Source organism: Myxococcales bacterium (genome assembly GCA_016712525.1).
In the GTDB taxonomy this organism is placed as follows: domain Bacteria; phylum Myxococcota_A; class Polyangia; order Polyangiales; family Polyangiaceae; genus JAAFHV01.
Genome location: JADJQX010000007.1, coordinates 1,349,161 through 1,374,113, shown reverse-complemented (window position 1 = coordinate 1,374,113; position 24,953 = coordinate 1,349,161). Strand labels below are relative to the sequence as shown.

Annotated in this window: 25 protein-coding genes; 11 read left to right on the top strand and 14 right to left on the bottom strand. The window is 69.5% G+C overall.

All coding sequences use genetic code 11. From position 1 onward, the window contains the following. Nucleotides 1-18: 18 nt before the first annotated feature. Nucleotides 19-1,416: an NADH-quinone oxidoreductase subunit NuoF gene (gene nuoF / locus IPK71_22930; GenBank protein ID MBK8216596.1), complete on the bottom strand. Its 1,398-nt coding sequence runs from the start codon at nt 1,414-1,416 to the stop codon at nt 19-21. 26 nt (nt 1,417-1,442) lie between these two features. After that, nucleotides 1,443-1,919 carry an NAD(P)H-dependent oxidoreductase subunit E gene (locus IPK71_22925; GenBank protein MBK8216595.1) on the bottom strand — a complete coding sequence of 159 codons (477 nt, stop codon included), beginning with the start codon at nt 1,917-1,919 and terminating at the stop codon, nt 1,443-1,445. Between the two features lie 371 nt (nt 1,920-2,290). On the opposite strand from IPK71_22925, the gene IPK71_22920 reads away from it, so the two are divergent. Further along, nucleotides 2,291-3,289, top strand: coding sequence for a CD225/dispanin family protein (locus IPK71_22920; protein MBK8216594.1), 999 nt, complete (start codon nt 2,291-2,293; stop codon nt 3,287-3,289). Between the two features lie 204 nt (nt 3,290-3,493). On the opposite strand, the gene ychF is transcribed toward IPK71_22920, so the two are convergent. Continuing rightward, a complete protein-coding gene (gene ychF / locus IPK71_22915) occupies nt 3,494-4,606 on the bottom strand; it encodes a redox-regulated ATPase YchF (GenBank protein ID MBK8216593.1) in 1,113 nt (370 codons plus the stop codon). Nucleotides 4,607-4,839: 233 nt separating this feature from the next. Here ychF and IPK71_22910 point away from each other — a divergent pair, with 233 nt between their 5' ends. After that, the gene (locus IPK71_22910; protein ID MBK8216592.1) at nt 4,840-6,396 is read left to right on the top strand and encodes a VanW family protein; all 1,557 of its coding nucleotides are present in this window, start codon (nt 4,840-4,842) and stop codon (nt 6,394-6,396) included. Continuing rightward, a complete protein-coding gene (locus tag IPK71_22905) occupies nt 6,359-7,162 on the top strand; it encodes an MBL fold metallo-hydrolase (GenBank protein ID MBK8216591.1) in 804 nt (267 codons plus the stop codon). Before IPK71_22910 ends, IPK71_22905 begins: the two co-directional genes overlap by 38 nt. A gap of 24 nt (nt 7,163-7,186) precedes the next feature. On the opposite strand, the gene IPK71_22900 is transcribed toward IPK71_22905, so the two are convergent. Further along, nucleotides 7,187-7,852 (bottom strand): hypothetical protein, encoded by a 666-nt coding sequence (locus tag IPK71_22900; protein MBK8216590.1) that lies wholly within the window; start codon nt 7,850-7,852, stop codon nt 7,187-7,189. Between IPK71_22900 and coaBC the strand changes: the two genes are divergently transcribed. Next, nucleotides 7,851-9,146: a bifunctional phosphopantothenoylcysteine decarboxylase/phosphopantothenate--cysteine ligase CoaBC gene (gene coaBC / locus IPK71_22895; protein ID MBK8216589.1), complete on the top strand. Its 1,296-nt coding sequence runs from the start codon at nt 7,851-7,853 to the stop codon at nt 9,144-9,146. The two genes, IPK71_22900 and coaBC, sit on opposite strands and share 2 nt — an antisense overlap. A gap of 43 nt (nt 9,147-9,189) precedes the next feature. On the opposite strand, the gene IPK71_22890 is transcribed toward coaBC, so the two are convergent. Further along, a complete protein-coding gene (locus IPK71_22890) occupies nt 9,190-9,741 on the bottom strand; it encodes a helix-turn-helix domain-containing protein (protein ID MBK8216588.1) in 552 nt (183 codons plus the stop codon). A gap of 43 nt (nt 9,742-9,784) precedes the next feature. Further along, entirely contained in the window at nt 9,785-10,267 is a 483-nt protein-coding gene (locus IPK71_22885; protein ID MBK8216587.1) for a septal ring lytic transglycosylase RlpA family protein, read from the bottom strand. Between the two features lie 240 nt (nt 10,268-10,507). On the opposite strand from IPK71_22885, the gene IPK71_22880 reads away from it, so the two are divergent. Beyond that, on the top strand, nt 10,508-11,125 hold the full coding sequence (locus IPK71_22880; GenBank protein MBK8216586.1) for a sigma-70 family RNA polymerase sigma factor: 618 nt from the start codon (nt 10,508-10,510) through the stop codon (nt 11,123-11,125). A gap of 79 nt (nt 11,126-11,204) precedes the next feature. Here IPK71_22880 and IPK71_22875 read toward each other — a convergent pair whose 3' ends face one another. Next, entirely contained in the window at nt 11,205-11,729 is a 525-nt protein-coding gene (locus IPK71_22875; GenBank protein ID MBK8216585.1) for a gamma carbonic anhydrase family protein, read from the bottom strand. 3 nt (nt 11,730-11,732) lie between these two features. Then, the gene (gene miaB / locus IPK71_22870; protein ID MBK8216584.1) at nt 11,733-13,187 is read right to left on the bottom strand and encodes a tRNA (N6-isopentenyl adenosine(37)-C2)-methylthiotransferase MiaB; all 1,455 of its coding nucleotides are present in this window, start codon (nt 13,185-13,187) and stop codon (nt 11,733-11,735) included. Nucleotides 13,188-13,280: 93 nt separating this feature from the next. On the opposite strand from miaB, the gene IPK71_22865 reads away from it, so the two are divergent. The 3 genes from IPK71_22865 (at nt 13,281) to IPK71_22855 (ending at nt 16,463) form a co-directional block, all read left to right on the top strand. Continuing rightward, nucleotides 13,281-13,727, top strand: coding sequence for a hypothetical protein (locus IPK71_22865; protein ID MBK8216583.1), 447 nt, complete (start codon nt 13,281-13,283; stop codon nt 13,725-13,727). A 45-nt stretch (nt 13,728-13,772) separates the two neighbouring features. Further along, nucleotides 13,773-14,585: a hypothetical protein gene (locus IPK71_22860; GenBank protein ID MBK8216582.1), complete on the top strand. Its 813-nt coding sequence runs from the start codon at nt 13,773-13,775 to the stop codon at nt 14,583-14,585. An 84-nt stretch (nt 14,586-14,669) separates the two neighbouring features. Further along, a complete protein-coding gene (locus IPK71_22855; protein ID MBK8216581.1) occupies nt 14,670-16,463 on the top strand; it encodes a long-chain fatty acid--CoA ligase in 1,794 nt (597 codons plus the stop codon). A gap of 67 nt (nt 16,464-16,530) precedes the next feature. Here IPK71_22855 and IPK71_22850 read toward each other — a convergent pair whose 3' ends face one another. Next, a complete protein-coding gene (locus IPK71_22850) occupies nt 16,531-17,664 on the bottom strand; it encodes a matrixin family metalloprotease (protein ID MBK8216580.1) in 1,134 nt (377 codons plus the stop codon). Nucleotides 17,665-17,719: 55 nt separating this feature from the next. Here IPK71_22850 and IPK71_22845 point away from each other — a divergent pair, with 55 nt between their 5' ends. After that, nucleotides 17,720-18,526, top strand: a complete 807-nt coding sequence (locus tag IPK71_22845) for a carbon-nitrogen hydrolase family protein (GenBank protein MBK8216579.1) — start codon at nt 17,720-17,722, stop codon at nt 18,524-18,526. Between the two features lie 35 nt (nt 18,527-18,561). Here the strand turns inward: IPK71_22845 and IPK71_22840 are convergent, their stop codons facing one another. The 5 genes from IPK71_22840 to larE form a co-directional block, all read right to left on the bottom strand. Further along, nucleotides 18,562-18,903, bottom strand: coding sequence for a hypothetical protein (locus IPK71_22840; protein ID MBK8216578.1), 342 nt, complete (start codon nt 18,901-18,903; stop codon nt 18,562-18,564). Between the two features lie 94 nt (nt 18,904-18,997). After that, the gene (locus IPK71_22835) at nt 18,998-20,050 is read right to left on the bottom strand and encodes a tetratricopeptide repeat protein (GenBank protein MBK8216577.1); all 1,053 of its coding nucleotides are present in this window, start codon (nt 20,048-20,050) and stop codon (nt 18,998-19,000) included. A gap of 14 nt (nt 20,051-20,064) precedes the next feature. Beyond that, nucleotides 20,065-20,535: a hypothetical protein gene (locus tag IPK71_22830; GenBank protein ID MBK8216576.1), complete on the bottom strand. Its 471-nt coding sequence runs from the start codon at nt 20,533-20,535 to the stop codon at nt 20,065-20,067. 45 nt (nt 20,536-20,580) lie between these two features. Next, the gene (locus tag IPK71_22825) at nt 20,581-21,396 is read right to left on the bottom strand and encodes a hypothetical protein (GenBank protein ID MBK8216575.1); all 816 of its coding nucleotides are present in this window, start codon (nt 21,394-21,396) and stop codon (nt 20,581-20,583) included. A gap of 158 nt (nt 21,397-21,554) precedes the next feature. Beyond that, nucleotides 21,555-22,406, bottom strand: a complete 852-nt coding sequence (gene larE / locus IPK71_22820; GenBank protein ID MBK8216574.1) for an ATP-dependent sacrificial sulfur transferase LarE — start codon at nt 22,404-22,406, stop codon at nt 21,555-21,557. A 71-nt stretch (nt 22,407-22,477) separates the two neighbouring features. Here larE and IPK71_22815 point away from each other — a divergent pair, with 71 nt between their 5' ends. Both IPK71_22815 and IPK71_22810 read left to right on the top strand, forming a co-directional pair. Continuing rightward, nucleotides 22,478-23,212 carry a hypothetical protein gene (locus IPK71_22815; protein MBK8216573.1) on the top strand — a complete coding sequence of 245 codons (735 nt, stop codon included), beginning with the start codon at nt 22,478-22,480 and terminating at the stop codon, nt 23,210-23,212. Further along, the gene (locus tag IPK71_22810) at nt 23,212-24,813 is read left to right on the top strand and encodes a DNA polymerase Y family protein (GenBank protein MBK8216572.1); all 1,602 of its coding nucleotides are present in this window, start codon (nt 23,212-23,214) and stop codon (nt 24,811-24,813) included. Before IPK71_22815 ends, IPK71_22810 begins: the two co-directional genes overlap by 1 nt. The last annotated feature ends 140 nt before the right edge of the window (nt 24,814-24,953 follow it).

Here is a 24,953-nt window from a genome sequence, read left to right as displayed (position 1 = left end):
AGGGGCGGTGGCGTCGAGTCATTCGGCGGCTTGAGCGTGGGAAGGCAGGAAGCTCTCGCCCTCCACGACGAGGGTGGCGCGCTTGCCGGCCTTCGGGTCGCGGACGTAGGCCTCGAAGTCCTTACGGAACTTCTTCAGGAAGCCGAGCGCCGGCATCGCCGTGCCCTCGCCGAACGCGCAGATGGTGTTGCCCATGATGTTGTTGGCGACCTCGTGGAGCGTGTCGAGCTCCTGCATGGTGCACGTACCGTTCATGAGCTTCTCGCAGATGCGGAGCAGCCAGCCGGAGCCCTCGCGGCACGGCGTGCACTGGCCGCACGACTCGTGGCGGTAAAACTGCATGAGGTTGTGCATCGCGGCGACCGGGCTCGTCCCCTCGGCCATGACCGTGATGCAGCAGGTCCCCAGCATGGTGCCGAGGCCGCGCGCCGTGTCGACGCCCATGGGCACGTCGAGGATGCTCTTGCCGTGGTACTCGTGGAGCGGCGATTTCTCGTCCGGGGCGTTCACGAGCTCGTCGGCGCGGAGCACGGGGGTCGACGAGCCGCCGGGGATGATGGCCCAGAGCGGCTTGTCGCCGAGCACACCGCCGCCGATGTCGTAGATGAGCTCTCGAAGGGTCGGTCCGACCGCGAGCTCGACGACGCCCGGCTTCTTCACGTGACCGTTCACGCCGTAGAGGCGAACGCCGCCGTCCCCGATGTGGTGGAGGGCCGACTGCTTCGAGAACTCCTCGCAGCCCATGAGAAATGCGCTCGGGACCACGCCGATCGTCTCGAGGTTGTTCACCGTGGTGGGGCAGCCGAACGCGCCGACCTGGGCGGGGAAGGGGGGCTTCAGGCGAGGCTCGCCGCGGCGGCCCTCGAGCGAGTTCAAGAGCGAGGTCTCTTCGCCGCAGATGTAGGCGCCGGCTCCCGTGTGCACGTGAACGTCGACCGCGTAGTCTTTTCCGAAGGGCTTCGCGCCGAGGTACCCCTTCGCGCGTGCTTCCTTGATGGCGTCGTTCAGGCGGGCCTTCGACAGGTGGAGCTCGTCGCGGACGTAGATGTAGGCCGTGTGGGCGCCGATCCCGTAGCACCCGATGATGCACCCCTCGATGACCGCGTGAGGGTTCTGCTCCATGAGCGTGCGGTCTTTGTGGGTGCCGGGCTCGCCTTCGTCGGCGTTCAAGACGAGGTAGGCGGGCTTCGTCGGGTGGGGCCGCATGAAGCTCCACTTGATCCCCATGGGGAAGCCTGCGCCGCCACGACCGCGGATGTTGGCCTTCTTGGCCTCGTCCACGACCTGCTCGCGGGTCATCGAGGTGAGGACCTTCTTCGCGGCCTCGTAACCGCGGGCCTCACGCTCGTACACGGCCAACGTGTGGCCGTCTTTGATTCCGTAGACTTTCGTGAGTAGATTCGTGTGCTTGAGCATCGATGTCTCCGGTAGTTTCGAGGTGCTCAGCGACGGAGACCGTCGAGAATCGCGTCCACTTTTTCGGGCGTGAGGTTCTCGTGGTAGTCCTTGTCGACCTGAATCATCGGCGCGGTCCCGCAGCTCGCCAGGCACTCGGCCGTCCGTAGGGTGATGGCGCCGTCCGGCGTAGTCTCCCCCGCGTGGATGCCGAGCTTTTTCTCGCAGTGGTGCAGGAGCTCGCCGGCGCCGCGGAGGGCGCAGGGGAGGGTGCGGCAGACCCAGACCTGGTGCTTGCCGACCGGCTTCTGGTTGAAGAGCGTGTAGAACGTGACGACGCCCTGCACGTGGGCCATCGGGAGCTCGAGACGGGATGCAACGAAGGCCATCACGTCCTCGGAAACCCAGCCGTTTTGCTCTTGGCAGAGGTGCAGGAGCGGGATGCACGCCGCCATTTTGTTCGGGTAGCGGCCGAGGATATCGGTGAGGGTCTGTTCGCGTTCGGGGCTGAGCTCGAAGGGCATAACGTTGGGATGTCCTGGCGGCGGGTCGGGTGGTGGGACCGCGGGCGCGGGGCCGGGGCGGTGCCGAGGAGGCGGCGTGCGAAAGCCCCCTAAAAACCGCGCGAACGCTAGGCGGGTGCGATGCACCCTGTCAAGCAGGGATAGCGGCCCGAAGTGGCGGGAATCGCGCAACGAATGCGCGACGCGAAACGGCCGCGCTTCGGGCCACGAAACCCAAAAGAAGGCAATGGACTTGAGATTGAAGAAGCCCGGGGGATATCCTCCCGTCCGCGCCGGATGTCCGCATCCGTCACGTTTGCCTTTCACGGGCACGGGGCAGCCTTCTCTCGGAGGCCCCCGCGCCGTTTCGTCTCCCTTCTTTCGGAGGATCGATGTTCTGCCCCAACTGCGGGAATCAAAACGCGGAAGCAGCTCAGACGTGCGTCAAGTGTGGGTTCGCCCTGAAGGGATCCGCGGCACCGAAGTTCAAGGGCACGATGCTCATGATGAACGCGGAGCAAGGGGGCGCTCAGCCTCCCGCGGCTGGCGGCGCCGGTGCCGTCGGTGCGGCTCCCCGTCCGGCTGCCCCATCGAAGCTGAAGGGCACGATGGTCGGCGTCGCCCCGCCCTCGTTCGGTGCGGCGCCCGCGCCTCCGGAGGCCCCGCTCGACTTCGGCGCACCCCCCGCGGCACCGCCGTTCGCTCCGGCGCCCGAAGCGCCGGCCTTCGGCGGTCCGCCGCCCCCCGCCCCATCGCCGGACTTCGCCTTCGGGGCCACGGCGGTCGCCCCCGCGGGGATGGGTGATCCGAGCTTCGGTCAGCCGCCTCCGCCCGCCCCGATGGGAGATCCCGGTTTTGGCGCGCCCGCGCCTCAGGCCGGTTTTGGCGCGCCCGCGCCTCAGGCCGGGTTCGGTGCGCCAGCGCCTCAGGCCGGGTTCGGTGCGCCGGCGCCTCAGGCCGGGTTCGGCGCCCCTGACCCGATGGGAGGCGCTCCGATGGGAGGCGCTCCGATGGGAGGCGCTCCGATGGGAGGCGCTCCGATGATGGGAGGCGCTCCGATGGGCGGTCCTCCCATGGGAGGCGCCCCGATGGGTCCTCCGATGGGCGGTCCTCCGATGATGGGGGGCGCTCCGATGGGAGGGGGTGCCGGCGGAGACGTCAACACGACGCTCCCCCTCATCCTCGGCATCCTCTCGTGCTTCTGCTGCGGCATCAGCTTCGTGCTGGGCGTCGTCGCCATCGTGTTCACGCAGCAGGCGAAGAGCGCGAAGGCGTCGGGCGACATGGCGACCGCCCAACAGAAGGCGAAGCTCGCCACGATCCTCGGCGGCGTCGGCATCGGCATCGGCGTCCTCGTCGACCTCGGCTACTCGATCTCGATGCGCATGTGACGGCGCTCCGCGGCGCTCGGTCTCCGTTTCTCACGAACGGGACCGAGCGTCGGCGCGTGCCCGAGCCAGCTCGGCACGCCGAGCGACCGCGTGAAAACGGCCCACGACGTTCGGCCGCGCAAGCGCGTTTGCCTGCCGCGAACCGAAACGTGCGGGCCGAAACGAGGCCGACGCAGAGTCGTCGGCCTCGTTTCGTATTCGCGCTCAGACGTTGAAGCGGAAGTGCACGACGTCGCCGTCGCGCATCACGTACTCTTTGCCTTCGATCGCGAGCTTGCCGGCGTCGCGGCACTTGGCTTCGCTCCCGAGGCGAACGAGGTCCTCCCACCACATGACCTCGGCCTTGATGAAGCCCTTCTCGAAGTCCGTGTGGATGACGCCCGCGGCTTGAGGCGCCTTCGCCCCGACCTTGGTCGTCCAGGCCCGCACTTCGACCTTCCCGGCCGTGAAAAAGGTCAATAGATTGAGGAGTTTGTAGCCAGCGCGGATCACCGCGTTCAGGCCCGGCTCCGAGAGTCCGGCGGCCTCGAGGAACGCGGGGCGGTCGGCCGGCTCGAGCTGCGCGATCTGCTCCTCGAGGGCCGCGCACACGGCGACGATGGGCGCACCCTCCGACTCGGCGTGAGCCTTGAGCGCGCGGTAGTGCGCGTTCTTCTCGAGGTTCGCCTCTCCGAGGGACGCCTCGTCGACGTTGGCCACGTAGAACGCGGGCTTCGCCGTGAGGAGCTGCATCTCGCGCATGACCGTGGCCGTGTCGTTGTGCTCGGGGAGCACGAACGTGCGCGCCGGCTTGCCCTCGTCGAGGTGCTTGGCGAGGGGCTCGCAGATCTCGACCGCGAGCTTCTCGATGGCGCTTCCGCCCTTGAGCATCTTCTTCGCGCGCTCGAGGCGCTTCTGCACGGTCTCGAGGTCTTTCAGGCAAAGCTCGGTCGTGACCGTGAGGATGTCGCTCACCGGGTCGACGCGGTTCTCGACGTGGACCACGTTCGCGTCCTCGAAGCACCGCGCGACCTGGACGATCGCGTCGACCTCGCGGATGTGCGAAAGAAACTGGTTGCCGAGGCCCTCGCCTTTGGACGCCCCCCGCACGAGCCCCGCGATGTCGACGAAGTTCACGTGCGTGGGCACGATCTTCTCGGCGTGGATCACCGTGTCGAGCGCGGCGAGGCGCGGGTCGGGGACGACGACGACCCCGACGTTCGGCTCGATCGTGCAAAACGGGTAGTTTGCCGCCTCGGCCTTCGCCGACGACAGCGAGTTGAAGAGGGTGGACTTGCCCACGTTGGGGAGGCCGACGATGCCGACGGAGAGCGCCATGGGGGCGGGCGACTACCACGCCGCAGGCGCCATGACAACGCGCGCGGACACGGGCGTGCTCTGCCGACCTCGGGCGCGGTCGGGCAGGGCGCCGAGGCACGATTCTCGCCCCGCGCCACCGCGGGCGCCTTGATTTTTTCCGCGCGACGCAAGAAGAGAGAGCCGTGGCGACGGTAGGCGCGGTGCGTCCGGCATGGTTCGGTGGTCCCGAGGGGCGCGTGCATCTTGCACGCTTGTCCGTGTGTGCCGTGCTCGGTGTCGTGGCGGCGTTCCTCGCGGTGCCGCCTCGGGCGTCGAAGTCGGGGCCGGCGACGCCGACGCCCACCGTCTTGCTCGACAAGAAGCCGCTCCCGCTCGACGACGACGAGAAGACGCTCGAGGCCGCGCGATCGATCGCGCGTGACTACGTGTCGCAGCCGCTCACGATCAAGGTCGAAGGCGGTCGGTCCATCTCCCGGCCTCGGTCGGAGCTTGGCGCGCGCGTGGATCCTGCGCGGCTCTCGGCGATCGTGGCGCAGCTCCGCGATCCGCGCTCGGCGATGCGTCGCGCCCACGACGCCGTCGCGAGGGGCAGGGCGCTCGAGCTCCCGCTCCCGGTCAGCGTCGACGCCACGCGCGCCGAGGCGGCCCTCCTCACGGTGAAGGACGAGCTCGATCACGCTCCCCTCGACGCGCGCCTCGACTTCAAGACGCGCAAGGTGCTCCCCGACGCACCGGGCCAGCGTGTCGACGTGCACGCCACGCTGGCGCGCCTCGACGCGGCGATCTCCAAGGGGGAGGGCGAGATCGCGGCCGTGGTCGAGACGATCCCGGCGTCGCGCACCGCCGAGCAAATCCGAGAGGTCCGCTACGACGACGTGCTCGGCTACTTTACGACGAAGTACGCCCGCGACAACGCCCACGAGGCGCGGACCTTCAACCTCCGCATCGCCGCGTCGAAGCTCGACGGCCACGTGCTCATGCCCGGCGAGACGTTCGACTTCAACCAGATCGTCGGCCCGCGCGACGAGGCCAACGGGTACAAGGTGGCCACGGTCATCTCGCAGGGCGAGCTCGTGGACGGCATGGGCGGCGGCACCTGCCAGATCTCGGGCACCCTCCATGGGGCGGCGTTCTTCGCGGGGCTCGAGGTCGTCGATCGCAGGCCGCACACGCGCCCGAGCGGCTACATCAAGATGGGCATGGACTCGACCGTCGTTTACCCGACGATCACGCTCAAGTTGCGGAATCCATTCCCATTTCCGGTGGTGTTTCACGAGGTCGTCGAGAACGGCGAGGTCCGCGCCGAGATCCTCGGCCCACCCCGCACGAGGGACGTCACCTTCTTCCGGAAGGTGAACCAAGCGACCCCGTTCAAAGAGAAAGAGATCCCCGACGCGAAGATCCCGAAGGGCGAGCGCGTGCTCGTCCAGCGTGGCATCCCCGGGTTCTACGTCACGCGCTACCGCATCGTTCGCGACGGGCCGTTCGCCGCGCGCGAGAAGACGATCGACTCGTACCCTCCGACGACGCAGATCTGGCGCGTCGGCACGGGCGAGCCCGACAAGAGCTTCGAAGCGAAGGACGACTCCCACGCCGAGTACGTGGCCGACGAGCTCCTCACGATCACGCAAGGTCCGAGCGCGAGGCCGGGCTCGAGCGAGCGCGGAGGTGCTACGGTCGAGTCACGCGTGCCGGGCAAGTACGGCTCGTACGGGTGGACCGTGCGCGAGGGGTTCACCCAGGAGATCAAGCCGCGCGAGGGAAAAAAACGTGAGCCGAAAGACCCCGACAACCCAGGCGTCGACTGACCTCGGGTGGCTCGCCGCGCTCGCCGTGGTCGCGTCGACCGTGTTTCCCGGCTGCGCCTCGTACTACCAAAAGACCACCTTGGGCGACGTGGTGGTGCACACCATCACGCACGACCACGCGAACATGCACGTCGTGGTCGAGAAGGGCTCGGCCTTCGCGGTCGACTCGGGGCTCAAGGGCACGGCGACGTCGATGGAGATCGACCTTCGGGCCATCGGAGTCCCCCCCGAGTCGCTCAAGGCCATCGTGCTCACGCACGGGCACCACGACCACGCCGGCGGCGCCCGCTACTTCCAGCAAAAGTACAGGACCCGCATCGTCGCCGGTCGCGCCGATCTCGGCATGCTTCGCAGCGGGAAGAACGACCGGAGCTGCCCCGTGGGCGCGATCGCGCGCTTTCGCTACGAGACCGATTTCGTGCAGACGTTCGACCCCGTCGAGCCCGACGTCCTCGTCGACGGGCCGATGTCGCTCTCCGAGATCACGGGCACGAACGCGCGCATCGTGCCGGTGGGCAGCCACACTCCAGGGTCGCTCGCGGTCGTCGTGGGGAGGGCGGCGCTCGTCGGGGATCTGTTCCGCGGGGGCATCGTCGGGGACGGCGCCGAGGTGCATTTCTACATGTGCGACCTCGAGGGAAATCGCCGCACCATCCAGTCGCTGCTCGTGCGCGAAGCGGCCTCGGTCGACACGTTCTTTCCGGGGCATTTCGGCCCCATCCCGCGCGCCGAGGTCGTCGACACGTTCGTCTCGTCGCCCCCGTGAGCGTCAACGTTTAGGTCGAACGACCTATTTCGTCGCGGCGTCGCGAGCGCTCGCGTCGGCGACATTCGGGCCGGCGTCGCGAGGGCCGAGCGGGAAGGGCGGCGGGAGGTCGTGGCTCGGCATCGGCGGGGGAAGGAGCACCCCGGCGTCTTGGAAGGCCTCGATGGTGACGGGCTTGCCACCGGAGACGAGCTTGCCTTCGACGGTCACCTTCTCGAAGTACGCGAACACGCAGGCGCGCTTGTCGGCGACGTCGAGCGTGGACTTCACGCCGAGCGTGATCTTCTTGTTCTTGTCGGCGGTCTCGACGATGTCGAACGTGGCCGGCATGGGGCACTGCTCGACGGCCACGCCCGCAGGCGCGGGGAGAGTCTTGGCGCGGCAGGTGAGGTCGTTGTTGGGGAACGAGATCTTGCGCTCGCCCATCGAGCCCGACTGGAGCGCGTGCCCGTAGCACTCGATGGCGTCGCCCGTATCGAACCGCATGGCGACGTCCGTGTCGCTCCGAGGCTCGAGGGTGATCGTGCATTGACGCGTCCAGGTCGAGTCGGCTCGCCCACCCCCGCGGTAGGCGCCCTTGAACGTGCACGTGGCCGTGTAGGTGCCCGACAGGGGCTCTGGCTTGGAGCACGCGGCGAGCGCGAGCGTGGCGAGGACAGGGAGGATCGAGCGGGCGAGCGAGGAATTCATGGGTCGGGGAGGCCAAGGCGCGGTCGACACGCCGCGCGGCGCAAAGGACGCTACCATACGCCGCGTGTCCGCACTTCAAGGTCGAACCGTCGTTCTCGGGGTCACAGGAAGCATCGCCGCGTACAAGGCCGTGGAGGTGGCGCGCCTCCTTCGGAAGGCCGGCGCGAAGGTCGTCCCGGTGCTCACGCGGTCGGCCGAACGTTTCGTCGGAGCGGTGACGTTCTCGGGAATCACCGGACGAGCCGTGCACACCGACATGTGGGATGCGGGGGTTTCGGGCGAGCTCCACGTCATGCTCGCCGACGAGGCCGACGCGGTCCTCGTGGTGCCCGCCACGGCCGATTTCCTCTCGCGCCTCTCGCAGGGCCGCGCCGACGACCTGCTCTCCGCGGTGGTCCTGTCCGCGCGAGGCCCCGTGCTCGTGGCGCCCGCGATGCACCCGCGGATGTGGGCGCACCCCGCGACACGACGAAACGTGCGCACGCTCGCCCTCGACGGCAGAGTCGAGCTCGTGGGGCCCGTCGTCGGCGAGGTGGCCTCGGGCGACGTCGGGGAGGGACGCATGGCCGAGCCCGGGGACGTCGTGTCCGCGCTCGCGCGCGCGCTGGGGCCACGGGATCTCGACGGGCGGCACGTCGTGGTCACGGCCGGTCCGACCCACGAGCCGATCGATCCCGTGCGTTTCCTCGGGAATCGATCGAGCGGAAAAATGGGGTTCGCCATCGCATCGGAAGCCGCCCGCCGCGGCGCTCGCGTGACCTTGATCGCCGGGCCGACCGCCGAGCCGAGCCCCGCGAACGTGACGCGGGTCGACGTGACCACGGCGTTCGAAATGGGCCGTGCGCTCGGCGACGTGCTCGGACCCGAGGCGCTCGGCGCCGACCTCCTCGTCATGGCCGCGGCCGTGGCCGACTTTCGCCCGGCCGAGCCGAAGACGGAGAAGATCAAAAAAGCCGCCGGCGAGGGCGCCCCCGACCTCGCGCTCGTTCGCAACCCCGACCTCCTCGCGGCGATCGGCGCCACGCGCGCGGCGGAAGGTGCGGCGCTCGTGGGGTTCGCCCTCGAGACGGGCTCCGACGACGCCGTGCTCGCCTACGCCCGTAAGAAGCTCCACGAGAAGCGCGTGGACCTCGTCGTGGCGAACCGCGCCGACGAGGCTCTCGGGGGAGAATCGTCGCGCGTGGCGTTCGTGTCCGAAGCGGGCGCGTCCTGGTTGCCCCATGGGGAGAAGACGCACCTCGCGCGCGCGATCGTCGACGCCGCGAAGGTAGCGATCGAGGCGCGTCGGCGGTGACGAGCCTGCGAGAGGGCCCGTCGCGCGTGGGGTCGCTCGCTGCTCACGGTCGGGCGAGGCGCGCGAGCTCTTCGGCGAGGGTGGCGATCTCTCCGCGGAGGGCCACGGCGTGCGCGCCGGCGTCGAGGTAGCGAGCCACCCTGAGCTTCGGCGCGTCACACACGAGGATCGGGATTTTCGCGGTCTTCGGTGACTCGGCGAGGGCCCTCAGAATGGACACGACGTCGAGGCCCGGCAGCTGCGCGTCGAGCACGAGCGCGCCCGGGGGATCCGACGCCACGGCGAGGAGCGCCCCCGCGCCCGAGGTGGTCACCTCGAGGTCGACGTCGAGCGCCCGAAGCGCGCGCCGCAGGGGACGCACGTCGAGGTTCTGGCGCTTCGCGACGAGCACGGTGAGCTCACGGCCCGAAGCGAGCTTGGGCACGGGCAGACCTTCGGCGTCGCAGAACTTCGCGATCGCGTCGACCCGCACCCGGTGTTGCCCCCCCGGCGTGCGCACCCCCGGGAGCCGGCCCGTGCGGATCCACTCGGTCACAGTGCGCGAGCTTACGCCCCACGCGTTCGCGAGCACGATCGGCCGAATCAACCACGCCACGGCATGACGCTAGCTCACTTTCGCGCGCGCGTGGGCGTGCCGCTCACGGGCCGTCGACTACACGCACCTCGACGCGCACGACGCCGTCGCGGATCATCCCGAGGCGCTCGGCCGCGGCGCGCGAGAGATCGATGATCCGCGTCTGCTCTTTGCCGAACGGCCCTCGATCGTTGATGCGCACGCGCACCGTCGTGCCGGTGTCTACCCGTCGCACCTCGACCCACGTGCCGAGCTTGAGCGTGCGGTGCGCCGCCGTCATGCGGCGCGGATCGAAGATCTCCCCGCTCGCCGTCTTGTTCCCTGCGAGGCGGTCGCCGTACCACGTGGCGAGCCCCACCTCGTGCGGCCGCGCGTCGCGTGTGGCGCTCGCCTGATTCGCGAAGTCGAGATCCCCTCGGCTCGTCGTCGAGCTCGCCCGGAGGCTCGACGGATCGGTCGGCGGGTGGAACCCCGCGGTCTCCCGGGGAGCGCAACCCCAGGCCGACACGAAGGACAACGCGACGAGGTACGGGACGCGGCTTCGCATGCCCCGGACCTTAGCAGGGCGGCCCCCGCAGCCACCGTAACGCCCGCCCACGCGACAGGCTCCGAGCGTAACACCAGCGTAACGAACGGCCCCGCTGTTACGCCCTTGTTACGCCGGTACGGCGTTACGGCACACGACCAAGATCCTTTGATTTCATGCACTTATGGAAGGACGTCGTTTGGCACGGTGGGTGCTTAAGGGTGGTCACCGCGTCACTGCGACGCTTCGGAGGATGTCACGATGGCTCACGCGAAAACCCCCTGCACGCTGGACATGTTCTCGACCGACGAGGAGCTCGTGGCCGGGCTCGTGGCCAAAGACGCGGGCGCGTGGCGCGAGGTCCAGACCCGCTACGGCCGCATGATCACCCGCTGCATCGCGAAGGTCACCCGCCGCTTCGCGTCGCGCGTCGCCGAAGAGGACGTTCGCGAGATCGAGGCGACGTTCATGGTGTCGCTCTTCGCGAACGACATGCACAAGATCCGCTCCTTCGACCGCACGCGCGGTCACCGCTTCTCGAGCTGGCTCGGCATGCTCGCCATCAACTGCGCCTACGATCACCTCCGCAACGTGAAGCGCGAGCCCCTCAAGGAGACCATCGGGGAAGACTTCGAGCTCGCGGCCGACGCCGAGTGCCCCTTCGAGGCGGCCTCCAAGGGCCAGCAGGCTCGCATCGCGGCCGAGTCGCTCGCTGGCTTCAGCGAGAAGGACCGCACCTTCGCCGAGCTCTACTTCGTCGAGGGGCTCGCCCCCGAGGCCGTCGCTCGCGAGATGAACATCAGCGTCAAGACGGTCTACTCGAAGCGCCACAAGATCCAGGCTCGCCTCCAGGCGGCCCTCGCCGACCTCGCGGCCTGAGCCGACGGCCTCCCCCGAAACGAACGAAGCCCGGGCTCCTCCCCCGGGCTTCTTTCGTTTCGAAGGGGCGCGACCGGCGTCAGCCGATGGGCTCGACGTCCTCGCGGAACGTGCGCCCGCCCTCGACGTACGCGAGCACGGAGCCCTTCACCCACGCGACGTCCGACTCGGTGAGGGTCCGCACGACGCGGGCCGGCCGCCCCATCACGAGGCTCATGGGCGGGATCTTGGTGCGAGGCGTGACGAGCGAGCCCGCCCCGATGACGACGTCGTCACCCACCTCGGCCCCGTCGAGCACCGTGCTCCCCATGCCGACGAGCACCCGGTCTCCGATGGTGCAGCCGTGCACGAGCGCCATGTGCCCGACCGTGCAATCGTCGCCGATCGAGACGCCGTGCGAGCCCCCGGTCACGTGCACGACCGAGCCGTCTTGGATGTTGGTGCGCGCGCCGATGCGGATGGGCTCGAGGTCGGCGCGCACGGTCACCGAGAACCAAATGCTCGCGTCGTCGCCGAGGGTCACGTCGCCGATGACGGCGGCGTTGGGTGCAACATACACGCGTTCGCCGAGCGACGGACGGCGGTCTTTGTAGCGGTAGAGCATGGGTCAGTGACCTTCGGGGGCGAGGGGCAAGAGCCTCCGGCGCTTCTCGGGCGCCTTTCGTGGGGGCACGGCGCGGAGGCGGGCCAGGGCATCCGCCGTGGGCGTGCCCGCGAGGGAGTGTTTGTAGGCGCGATCGACGATCACCTCGACGACCTCGCCGACCGGCGAGAGCCCCTCGGGCACCTCGACGTGCACGATGAAGCTCTGCTCGGTCCGCCCCTCGAACGTTCCGGATTTGCCCTTGCTGGCGCCGTGCAGGAGGACCTTCTGCGTCGTGCCGACGAGGCGCGAGAGGTGTGCCCGTCCGAGCTCCTCGGTGACCTCGAAGAGCCGGGCGAGCCTCGACGACTTCTCCTCCTCGGACACGTCGTCCCCGAGCTTGAGGGCCGGGGTGCCGGGGCGCGGCGAGTACTTGAAGGCGAAGACCTGCGTGAAATCGACCTCGCGGATGAGCGAGAGCGTCGCCTCGAAGTCTTCTTCGGTCTCGCCCGGGAAGCCCACGATCACGTCGGTCGAGAGGGTGAGAGGCTCCCCCTGGGTGGCTCGAGCGTCGCGCAGGGCGAACACGCGCGCCACGTACTCTTCGCGGGTGTAGCGCCGGATCATGCGCCGGAGCATGCGGTTCGAGCCCGACTGGACGGGCATGTGCACGTGGCGCGCGAGCACCCCGAGATCGCGGTGAGCCGCGACGAGCGACGCCGTGGCGTGCCGCGGGTGGGGGCTCGTGTACCGGAGGCGGACGAGCCCTGGTACGTCACGCGCAATGGCTCGTAAAAGCTCAGGAAATTGGGATTCGTCCGGGTCGTCGCTCGCGGGCGGGGGCAGCTCGGGATCCCGAAAGCTGTCGACCGTCTGCCCGAGGAGCGTCACCTCGCGGGCGCCCGCCGCGACCCAACGCGCGACCTCGGCCACGATCTCCGACGACGGGCGGTAGCGCTCGGGGCCGCGCGTCGTGGGGACGATGCAGAACGAACACCGTTCGTCGCACCCCTTCATGGTCGTGACGAACGCCGAGACCGGCGCCTCGCCCCCGCGCGGCTCGGCGGCGAGGAACCGAGGGGCGTCGAGATCGAACACGGTGCGCGCGACACGCACGCCGCCCGAGGCGTGATCGAGCACGAGCGCGGGGAGCTCGGCGATGTTGTCCGGGCCGATCACGATGTCGACGTAGGGCATCCGCGCGAGGATCTTCTCGCCCTCTTGTTGCGCCACGCAGCCGGCCACGGCGACGCACAGATCCGGGCGGCGGGCCTTCAGCGGGGCGAGCTTCCCGGCCTCGCTGCGCAGCTTCTGCTCGGCGCGCTCGCGCACGCTGCACGTGTTGAAGACCACGAGGTCGGCGCTCTCGACGTCGTCCGAGGGCGACCATCCGTGCGCGCGGAGGGTCTCCTCCATGCGATCGGAGTCGTGGACGTTCATCTGGCACCCGAACGTTTGGACGACGTAGCGGCCGGACATGACGCGCGGTGTCTAGCACTCCTCGGAGCAAGTGCCGGCGAATTGTCCGCACCCGCTTCCGCGAGGCGGTATGCTGCGCGCCCCGGAGCCCCCATGAACGTCGTCTCTTCGGCCGTCGGGCCGGCCCGCCTCACCTCTGCGCTCGGCCTCGCTCTCGCTCTCGCCCTAGCGGCGGTCGCCTGCAAGAAGGACCCTCCCGTCGACTCCTCGCCGAAAGACGCCGCCCCCACGACGGGGAAGGCCGGCGTCGTGGCGTCGTGCGACATGACCACGGTCGTCGGTAGCTGCAACGAGTACGCGAAGCTCTCCATGGGCCTCGAGAAGGGCCTCTGCCAAGGCCTCAAAGGCACGTTCGCCGAGGGAGCCCAGGCCGGGTGCCCGACGAAGGACGAGGTGGGCCGCTGTACGATGAGCGACGGCGAGGTGCGCCACTACTACGGTCTCGCCGTCGGAGCCCACGGCTTCACCGCCGCGGATGCCGAGAAAGATTGCGTCTCTTCCCCCGAAATCGGGGGGAAGTTTTCGCCTGCTGCCCCGTAACGAGGTGCGGCGCCGTCGCGCCGTTTCGAGAGAGGAAGATCGCCCGTGAAGAAGCTGTCGCTGCTTGGTCTCGTGATGCTCGTGGGTCTCGCCACCACCGCGTGTGGCAAAAAAGATGGCGCCGCCGGCGGCGACGGGGGTGGCGGCGGGGAGAGCGCGGGCGGCGGTGCCGTCAAGGCGAGCTGCGAGCTCGCCAACAAGTGCACCGAGTTCACCAAGGGGGGCCTCGGCCTCGATCTCCAGAAGGGCCTCTGCGAGGGCCTGAAGGACCCGAACCACAAGTCGGAGTGGCGCGACGGAAAGCCGTGCGACCGGGCGAAGGCCTTGGGCACGTGCGCGATCGCCGAGTCGGGCGAGACCGAGTACTACTACCCGAAGACCGACGCCGACGAGATCTTCGGCTACGGCACCTTCGACGACGCCAAGAAAGACTGCGAGAGCGATCTCGTGAAGGGCAAGTTCACCCCGACGGCGAACTTCAAGTTCCCGCCGATGAAGGTGAAGGGCGTCTGCACGAGCGCCAAGTTCAAGACCTGCGAAGAGGCCCTCGCGCTCCACGGCGGCATCATGAAGTCGAACTGCGAGGGCAGCGAAGGCAAGTGGGCCGAAGGCGAGGGCAAGTGCCCGACCGAGAACGTCATCGGGACGTGCGAGGCCGACGACGGCAAGATCTTCTACGCAGCCGGCTACGGCTACGAAAAGCCTGCGCCCTACGTCACGGTCAAGAAGAAGGCCGAGGACGACTGCAAGACGCACGGCGACAAGGCGAAGTACACCGAGATGCCCGGCGCGGCCGACATGAAGCCGGCCGGCGCGGCGGCCGCCCCCGCAAAGGGTGCGCCCGCGAAGAAGAAGTAAGCTCTCCTTACTTCTCGTAAACCTCGACGCGGCGCGGGTTTTTCCCGTGCCGCGTCGGCATTTTTCGCTAGCCTTAGGTCCGCCATGCCCAAGTTCGAAACCCTCGTCGACATCTTCGAAAACTCGATCGCCACCTACCCGGAGAACGATCTCTTCGGCACGAAGAAGAACGGGGTATGGGTCTGGACCACCTACCTCGAGTTCGGCAAGCAGGTCGACGCCGCGCGCGCCGGGCTCGCCGCGCTCGGCATCGTGCGCGGGGATCGCGTCGCGATCGTGTCGAACAACCGGGTCGAGTGGGCCGTGCTCGCGTACGCCTGCTACGGGCTCGGCGCGGCCTTCGTGCCGATGTACGAAGCGCAGCTCGCCAAAGAGTGGGAGTTCATCACGAGGGACTGCGCCGCGAAGGTGCTCGTCTGCGCGACCGACGCGATCGTCGAGAAGGCCAAGTCGTTCGTCGGTGATCTCCCGGCCCTCACCCACGTCGTCAGCCTCGATCCGGCCACCAAGGCGAGCGACGACGGCAAGATCGTCCCGTACAAGTCGCTGCTCAACGCCGACAAGAAGGTCCCGTCGATCCGCCCGTCGAAGGACGACATCGCCGGCTTCATCTACACGAGCGGGACGACCGGCAACCCCAAAGGCGTCCGCCTCTCGCACTACAACATCGCGAGCAACGTGAGCGCGGTGCACGACAAATTCCCGATGAGCGCCGCCGACCGGTCGCTCTCGTTCCTCCCGTGGGCGCACGTCTTCGGGCAGACGTGCGAGCTCCACGCGCTCTTCTCGATGGGCGCGTGCCTCGCGCTCTGCGAGTCGGTCGACAAGATCATCGACAACCTCGCCGAGACGCAGCCCACGCTCCTCATGAGCGTGCCTCGAATCTTCAACCGCATCTACGCGGGTGTGCAAAAGCAGATCTCCGAGCGCCCCGGCTTCGTGCAGGGCATGGTCAAGGCGGCGCTCGCCGCGCGAAACAAGCAGCGCGCGGGCGAGGAGCTCGGCCTCCAAGAAGGGCTCGTGCTCGCCCTCACGGACAAGGTCGTCTTCTCCAAGGTGCGCGCGCGGTTCGGCGGTCGCCTGCGGTACGCCTTCTCGGGTGGCGCGGCGATCTCGAAGGACGTCGCCGAGTTCATCGACGGCCTCGGCATCACGGTCTACGAGGGGTACGGCCTCACCGAGACGAGCCCCATCGTCTGCGCGAACTACCCCGGCGCGCGCAAGATCGGCAGCGTCGGAAAGCCCCTCCCGGGCATCACGGTGAGCCTCTCGCCCGAGAACGAGCTCATCGTGCACGGGCCCAACATCATGAAGGGCTACCACGACCGCGAAGAAGAGAACCGCGCCGTCTTCACCGAAGACGGGGGCTTCCGCACGGGCGACATGGCCCGCGTGGACGACGAGGGCTTCATCTTCATCACGGGCCGTATCAAGGAGCAGTACAAGCTCGAGAACGGCAAGTACGTGGTCCCCACGCCCATCGAAGAGCAGCTCAAGCTCTCGCCGTTCGTGCTGAACGTCATGGTCTACGGGGACAACCGCCCGTACAACGTGGGCCTCGTCGTGGCGAACGTCGCCGCGGTGCGCGCGTGGGGCCAAGAGCACGGCGTCTCCGAGAGCGACGACGAGAAGCTCCTCGCGCTGCCCAAGGTGCGCGAGCTCTTCAAATCGGATCTCGAAAAGTACGCCGATAAGTTCAAAGGTTTCGAGGGGATAAAGGATTTTGCCCTCATCTCCGAGGACTTCACGACCGACAACGGCATGCTCACCCCGAGCCTCAAGCTGAAGCGCCGCGCGGTGCTCGCGAAGTGGCAGTCGGTGATCGACGGCATCTACGCCAAGAAGAAGAGCAAAGAGGGCGCGTCGGCCTCGGCCTGATCGGGTCGGGCCCCGCCCGCGGGGACCTGCATTCGTGGGGCACGCGGAGGGCGTGCCTGCGCGGCGGTCATCGTCCCCGGCCGAGCCTCGTTCGCCGGCCGAGCGCGACCAGGAGGACCCACGCCGCGAGGGTGAGCATGGCGCCGCCGTTGGCCGCGCGCGGCCCTTCGGTGCATCCGCTCTCCGCGCCGTCGCTCGAGGGAAGGGGAGGTGTCGCCGCGTCGACCGGGCCCGCGTCGGGGCGGGCGACGGTGGGGCCGACACACCGACCGGCGCGGCAGACGAAGGGGGCGCACGCCGTGTCGTCGGCGCAGGCCGTCCCGAGCGCGCGGCAGCCGTCGTCGGGCACACACTGGAGATCCCCGGCCTCGGTGGTGGGCCGGCAGGTGTGCCCAGGTCCGCACGGGTGAGCGGTGTCGCACGCGCGGGTACACACGAGCCCATCCCCGACGTCCGTGCAGCGCGCCGCGCCTCCGGCGTTCTCGCACGCGCCGGGCTCGCGGAGGCAGCCGACGCAGGCCGCGCGCGGTGTGCCTCGTCGCTCGCACCGCCCGGCGAAACACGAGAAGTCGACGGGGCAGGGCACCTCGGGGCAGCCTGCCGCGCCTCGCCCCGCGTAGAGCGCGCAGACCCCGGCCTCGTCGTCCGCCTCGAGCGTGCGCGCGCGGAGCCCCGAGATCGCCGCGGCCATCGTCGCCGTCGTGTCGGTCGTGTGCCCGAGCCCGAGCACGTGCCCGAGCTCGTGGACGAGCACCGAGCGAAGATCGACCGCGCCGTCGCGCCCGTCGGTGGCGAACGTATGGTCGACTCCGTTGACGTGAACGTCGGCGTCGAGGAGAGCTCCCCGCCCGTCCACCTCGACCACGGTCTGCGCGAGGGCGCGCGGCACCAGCTCCGCTGGCCATGAGCCGTCGTGAAAGACCACGTGCGCTCTGCCGTCGCCGGTCTTCGGGGCGGCGTCGCGCTCGCTCACGACCTCGAATCGAAACCCGGTGCAGGGCACCTCGGACCACGTGCGCGCGGCCACGCCCACCTCGGCCTCGGCCCGCGGTCCGTCGAGCGGGCCGAACGGGACGCCCACGACGAGCCTCACCCCCCCTGAAGCCCACGTCCCGTCGGGGACCTGGCGCGTATACGCCCGCGGCGACGAGGCCGAGCTCGCCACGACGACGATGGGAGGCGGGAGATCCAAGGCATCCATGGCGGCGCGAACGGCCCTCCGAAGGCCGTCGCGAGTGCTAGCCTAGCGCGCCACGATGCGTGTCGCCGCCGTTCAGCTCTCGAGCCAGTCGAGCCTTGCCCACAACCTCGAGCACGTCACGCATTGGGTCGGCCTCGCGGCTCGCTCGGGCGCCGAGCTCGTCGTCCTCCCGGAGAACTTCGCGTACTTCGGCGAAGAGGCCGAAAAGTGCGCCCTCGCCGAGTCGATCGAGGACGGCACGGGGCCCATCGTGTCGACGCTCGTGTCTCTCGCGCGTACCCACGGGGTCGCCATCGTCGGCGGGGGCATGCCCGAAAAGAGCGCCCACCCGGACCGCCCCTACAACACCTCGGTGTTCGTCGGTCGTGATGGGCAAGTACTCGGAAAGTATAGAAAAATCCACCTTTTTGACGTGGCCCTGGCCGACGGGACCGAGCTCCGTGAGAGCCGCGCCACGCTCGCCGGCGACGAGGTCTCGGTCACCCCGTTCGGCGACCGTCGCGTCGGCATGACGGTCTGCTACGATCTGCGCTTCCCCGAGCTCTATCGGAAGCTCGTCGACGCCGGGGCCGAGCTCGTGACGGTGCCCGCGGCCTTCACGCTCACGACCGGAAAAGACCACTGGCACGTGCTCCTCCGCGCACGGGCCATCGAGCACCAGGTGTTCGTGGTCGCGGCCGCGCAACACGGCACGCACCCGAAGGGGCGGCGTACGTACGGCAAGAGCCTCGTCGCCGACCCATGGGGCGACGTGATCGCGCAAGCGGGGGAGGGCCCGGGCCTCGCGATGGCCACGCTCGACTTCGACTACCTGGCTCGCGTGAGGCGGGAGCTGCCCTGCCTCACCCACCGGCGTCTCTGAGGGAGGCGGAGGCCCTCGCGTTACGCCGGGTTCGGTCAGGGGGCCTTCGAGCCGTACTTGGTCTTGTACGGGGCCTTGTACTCGTCGTGGCAGCCCTTGCACGTGGCCTTGGCGCCGGCGAGGTCGCCCGCCTTCGCGGCTGCTTCCCCCTTGTCCGACAGGGCCGCCCACTTCGTGTACTCGGCCTTGCCGTAGGCCTTCGTCTTGGCGAGGAGCGGGGCCATGGCCTTCGTGTCCTCGGCCGAGGTCGCGGCGCCGAGCTTCTTCATGAGGTCCTTGAGCTCGGCGTTCGGAGCCGCGGAGGCCGTGGGGGCGAAGGCAAAGGCCGAAGCGGCGGCGAGGGTGAGCGCCGCGAGGAAGGTCCGAGAGGTCGTCATGCCCGGATCGTACGCAATACGCGCGGGATGGTTACGCCCTTTGGCGCCAAATCAGCGTTCGGCGCGAGAGAACGGTGGCCCGGGCGGGAGGCCGTCAGGGATCGCCACGTCGGCGCAGGTGATCCCGCGCGACGTCGGCCCACGGGCCGGACGGCTCGAGCTCGAGGTAGCGGCGCCAGTGTGTCTTCGCGCGTCCGCTCTCGCTCATGCTCTCGAGCGCCATGGCGAGGTTGAAGTGCGCGTCCGAAAACTTCGGATCGGCCTGGATCGCGCGCTGAAAATACGGCACGGCGCGCGCGGCGTGGCCACGCTCGAGCATCACGTAGCCGAGGTTGTAGTGGGCCTCGGGCTGGCGCTCGTCGAGCTCGAGGGCCTTCCGGTAGAGCTGCTCCGCGCCGGCCTCGTCGCCGCGCCGGAAGCGAATGTTGCCGAGGTTCGTGTAGGCGATGGAGAGCTTCGGATCGAGCTCGATGGCCTTCTTGTAGAGCGCTTCGGCCTCGTCGTACGAGCGCGGGTCCTCGTCGAGCGCGCTCGCGCGGACGTAGAGATCGTAGGCCGTGCGCGATCGGCTCTTCGCCGTCTCGGGGCGCAGCACGCGGACCACGTCGTCGCGGAGCGCGTTGACCTGGAAATCGAGGATCATTTGGCCGGTGACCGGCTCGAACGCGCCCCCATCGGAGCGCACGACGACCCGCGCTCCGTCGCTCACGATGCGGAGCTCTTGGAGGGGACGCGTCACCCTCGGCAAGGTGTTCCGCAGCGCCCCGATCGCCTTGGCGACGTCCCGGATCGTGACGTGGCTTCGCAGCAGCTCCGTCGTGGCTCGCAGGGCGATGAGATCCTGGAAGGTGTAGGCGCGCGCCCGCCCTCGCACGCCGGAGGGCGACACGATCCCGTTGCGGTCGAGCGAGCGGAGAAACCTCGGCTCGAGCCCGAGCAGCTTCTCGACCTCGCGCGCCGTGAACACGTCGGCGAGGGGCTCGGTCCCGTGGGCGGTCTCGTGGAGCTCGCTCGGGGGGCTCTCCTGTCGCGACTGTCGCGGCTCGGGCTCGCCCTCGCGGACGCGGCCACCACCCTTGCCGAACTGCACTCGGATGATCTCGGCCGTCGGCGGCGTCTGCTTCGGAGGTTCGTTCTTGCGGGGCATGGGGAAGGGCGGGGTCACGGCGACGGCTCGGAGGCGGAAGGCCGGCGACCCGGGCTCTCTATCAAGGCTGCCTCGACCTCCACGTCAACCCTCAGGCCCCGCGGATGGGGCAAAAAACGTAGCTCGCACTGGACGGGCCCGAGAGAGGCCGGGGCCCGGGACTGGGCCTCGTTCCGCGCGAGCCGCGTCGCGCGGAGCCTCGCGTGGAGGTCGCGCGCGGCGAGGTCGTGGGGGGCGAACGGCGCGGTCGCCTCGGGCGGGAGCGGGACGATGAGGCTCGTCGAGCCGTACCACCGTCGCCGGCCGCCCTCGTCGCGCACAGCGCCTTCGCTCACCGAATCGGCCGCGTCGAACGCTCGGCGCCAGACGGCGTCGCTCGTGCGGACCGAGCTCGTGTGGAGCACGAGCTTCGTCGTGGCTTTCGCGAGCCCGGGCCCCGCGGGGAGGCTTGGCCGGGTCACGTCTTCGGGGCGCACCATCGTCACGGGCCGATCGTGGACGGATCGTGCCCGTTCGGGAAACTTTCTGTCCTACTTTTTCCCACCTTGTGCGCCGTTGCAGGTCAACGCCGCGCCGAGCTCGTTGGACGTGACGACCTTGTCGCCGTTGGCGTCCGAGAAGGCGACGTTCGACTCGCAGAGCGTCTCTTTGCCCTCGATGGTGATGCCACCCGCGACGCGGTTCGCGACGAGCTTCGCGTTGTTGCCGTTGATGACGAGCTTCCCGAAGATGGTGCACTCGGCGATGACGACGTTGTTGCCGTTGACGGTCACGTCGCCGAGGACGTCCGACAGCACCAGCGTGCCGTTGTTGCCGTTGATGGTGACGTCCTTCTGGACCGTGGTGCCGCGCATCGAGAAGTTGTTTCCTCCTGCGGTCACGCTCCCGCCGATGACCGACAACCCTGCGCCCTGGCCGTAGACCGTGACGTTGTTCCCGTTCGCCGACACGTTGCCGGTGATGTCGGCGCCGTCGGCCGTCCCGTCGAGGGTCACGACGCCCCCGTTCTCCTTCGCGAGATCGACGTCGCCCTGCGCGTCCTTCGGAGGTGTGCCCTCGGCGAGCGGCGGGTAGCACACGATCTCGACGACGTTGCCCTTGGAGTCGACGATGACGTCGGCGCGCGCGCCCTCGCCGCACTTGTCCTGAGGCTTCACGCACGAGGCGCCGACCTGGATGCAGTCTTGGCCGTCGGGGGTCACGAACACGGCGCGCTTGCCGTCGCCCACGACGACCGTGCGATCGCTCGCGCCGGTGTAAGCGTCCCCGAGGTCCTCGGAGCCACAAGCGCCCACGGCGAACGCCACGAGACCGATGGGGAGGAGCGCGGCAGTACGAAGCTTCATGATGGTGACCTCCGAAGCGATGCGGTTACCCCCTCAGTGTCCCCCTCGGATCGCGGTCCGCCAATGGTCGACGATCCGACCACGCCCGCCCGCTCGCTCGTCGTCGCGCGATCGCGTCGCGCTGGTCGGCAGGTCGACCAGCTTCGCGCGCGTCGATCTCAGGCGAGCACGCGGAGGCTTCGTCCCGCGAGCACGGCGTTGTGGCTGCCCACCCGGTAGCCCTCGAGGTCGAGCGTCACGTAGACGAAGCCCGCGCGTTTGCCGGCCTCGACGATCGCCTCGCGCTGCTCGAACGCCGCCGCGAGCTCGCTCTTCTCGACCTCGACTCGCGCGAAGGCGCCGCGATCGTCCGGGAGGCCGTGCCAGCGCACGCGCACCTGACGGAGACCGAGCGCTCGGAGGCTCGCCTCGAACGTGGCGATCTGCTCGAGGCGCTCGCGCGTCACTCGCGTGCCGTAGGGTAGGCGGCTCGAGAGGCACGCGGCCGCGGGTTTGTCCCAGACCCGGAGGCCCATCAGCGCGGCGAGCCTGCGGACCTCCGCCTTGCCGAGCCCGGCCTCCACGAAGGGGCTCCGCACCCCCGCGTTCTTCGCGGCCTCGAGGCCTGGGCGATAGTCGCCGAGATCGTCCGTGTTCGTGCCGTTCATGATCGCCGCGAGGCCCCACTCGGCCTGCTTCTTCTCCGCGACGCGATAGAGCTCGCTCTTGCAGTGGAAGCAGCGATCGGCGCCGTTCTGGGCGTAGCGCTCGTCGTCGATCTCGCTCGACGCGACGAGCTCGTGGCGGGCGCCGATCTCGCGCGCGAGGGTGATCGCGTCGTCGCGCTCCGAGGGGGCGAGGCTCGGGCTCACGGCGGTCATCCCCACGGCGTTCGAGCCGCGCAGGGCGTGCGCCACGGCGAGCACGAGCGCGCTGTCCGTGCCGCCCGAGTAACAGACGAGCACGGACGGCACGTCGTCGAAGGTCGCGACGAGGCGATCGAAGGCGGGATCGGACGGAATTCGGCTCACGAATCCAAGCTCTTAGCAAAGAACCCCCGATTCGGCTTGCGCGGCCCATGTGTGCTGATAGGATGTTCAGTATGTCGGCGGCAACGGCGCTCCACGCCTTCGAAAAGCTCACGACCCTCGGTGTGCATCTCGGCGATCGGCGCATGGCCGCGTCTCAGGTGCTCGACCTCGACTGGCCCGAGCTCGCGCGAGTCTTGCCCGATGGGGGGCTGCCCCGTGGGGTCACGGAGCTCTCGGCCCCTCACGCCCATGGAGGGGGGACGACCGTCACGCTCGCCGCCATGCGGGCCGCGCAGCGCGCGGGGAACCATGTGCATTGCGCATGGATCGAAGCCGAGGGGGCGCCGAGCCTCTACGCTCCGGAGGTGCTCGTCGGTGGCGTCGATCCCGAGCGTCTGCTCGTGGTCCGCGCGCCGCGCGAGGCTCTGGGGCGCGTGGCCTTGAAGGCGCTCGCGACCGGAGCGTTCGCCGTCGTCGCCGTCGCTCAGGGGGCGAACGAAGGCCCTCGGCCCCGCGGGCTCGACGAGCGCGCCGTGCGTCGGCTCGCGCTCTCCGCCGAGGACGTGGGGGCCCGCGTGCTCCTCCTCACGGACGCCTTCTCCGCACACGGATCGTGGCCTACCGCGCTGCGCCTCGAGCTCGAGCGGCTCCCCGAGTCGATCCACGTCCGCGTCGCGCGCGAGCGTCGAGGCCGCACGGGGCAGGCGAGGTCGATCTCCCTTCGTTCACGCCCCGTGGGCCGTTCCGAGCCCGCGCCCACGCTCGCGCCCGTCCACGCGCTCACTCTCCCGTCCGCGAGGCCCTGATGCGCGTCGTCGCCATCGTGCTCCCGAACCTCGCGCTCGAGGTCGTCCGTCTCGTCCCAGGGGCCCCGCTCGAGGGCGAGCCCCGTCCGGCGCGGGCCGTCGTGCTCGCTTCGCGCCCCGACATGGACGAGTCCTCGCTCACGGGCAACGTCCGGATCCACGCGGTGTGCGAGAAGGCGCGCGCCGCCGGCATTTTGCCAGGGCAGACGATCGCCGCGGCGCGGGCACGCCTCGCGTCGCTCACGGTGGGGCTCGTCACCGAAGAGGCCCTCGTGCGCGCCCTCGAGCGCCTCGCCGAGTCGTCGCTCGCGTTCGGAGCCACGGTGGCGTTCGCGCGAGGTACGGCCGGTGACGACACGGTCTGGGTCGACGTCACCGGCTGCGCCCATCTCTTCGCCGACCCGAGGCCTCACGAGCCCGGCGTCGAGCCCGCCGAGCTCACGGGCGAGGCGCGCTTGCTCGAACGCCTCGAGAGCATGGTTCGAGCCTCGGGCCACGCCTGCCGCCTCGCGCTCGCCGGGGGGCCCCGTGTGGCGAGGTCCATCGCGACGGCCCTCGTGGGCACGTCCACGTCGCACCTCCTCGTCCCTCACGGGCGGGATCACGAGGCGCTCTCGGAGCTCCCGATCGAAGGTCTCCCGCTCGACGAGCCCACCGTGCGCACCCTTCGCCGCCTCGGGCTCCGTACCGCGCGCGATCTGCTCACGCTGCCACGAAAGGCGCTCGGCGCTCGGCTCGGCACCGAGGCCGCGCGCCTCTTGCCCCTCCTCGAAGGCGACGATCGCACCCCGCTCACCCCGTACGTCCCTCCGAAGTGCCCCTCCGAGACCATCGAGCTCGAGTACGGGACCGACTCGCTCGAGGCCCTCGGGTTCGTGGTCGCCACGCTCACCTCGCGCCTCGCGTCCAGGCTCGAGGGCCGCGGCGTCGGTGTCACGAAGCTCTCGCTCGTCCTCGAGCTCGACGCCCGCGCCCGTCCCGACGACACGCTCCCCGCCGGGCCGAGGCCGCGTCGCACGCGTCGCACGCTCACGCTCACGCTCCCCGTGCCGATGTCGAACCCCAAGGAGATGCGTGTCCTCCTTCGAACACGCCTCGAGCGCACGCTCTTGCCCGCGCCGGTGCTCGCCCTCACGCTCCGCGCCGACGAGCACGCCCCGCGTCCCGAGGTGCCCCGGTCGCTCTTCGAGCCCGAGAGCCGCGAGGCGCGCGCGCTGCCTCTGCTCGTTGCCGAGCTCTGCACCGAGCTCGGTGAGGCCTCGGTCGGAAAGCTCACCTTGGGCGACTCGTGGTCTCCCTCCGAGCGCTCTACCCTCGTGCCGTTCTTCGCCAAGGTCCCCGTGCGCCCCGCGTACGATCCCGGGCCTTCGCTCTCTCCACAGGCCTCTCCCGAGCCGTCGTGTTTGCTCCCCGAGCCCATGCCCGTGTCGCGCCGGCTCGTCGTCCCGTTTCGTTTCGTCGCGCGGTACGAGTCGCTCGCGTGGTGGCGCGAGGCTTCGGGCCCCCGCGACGTCGTCGCCGCCACGGTCGAAGGCCGCCCGGCGTGGGTCGAGCTCGACAAGACGCTGGGGGCCGCCAGGGTGCTCGGATGGCTCGATTGACGCGCCTCGACGTCACGAGAGGCGTCCCGTGGTCATTCGAACGACCGCCCCGTTCACTTCGATAAGTGCCAAAAAGTTGCGATATTTCAATAGGTTCGGGTCGCATGTGGTCGCTTGTGGTCCCACATGTATGTCTCTTG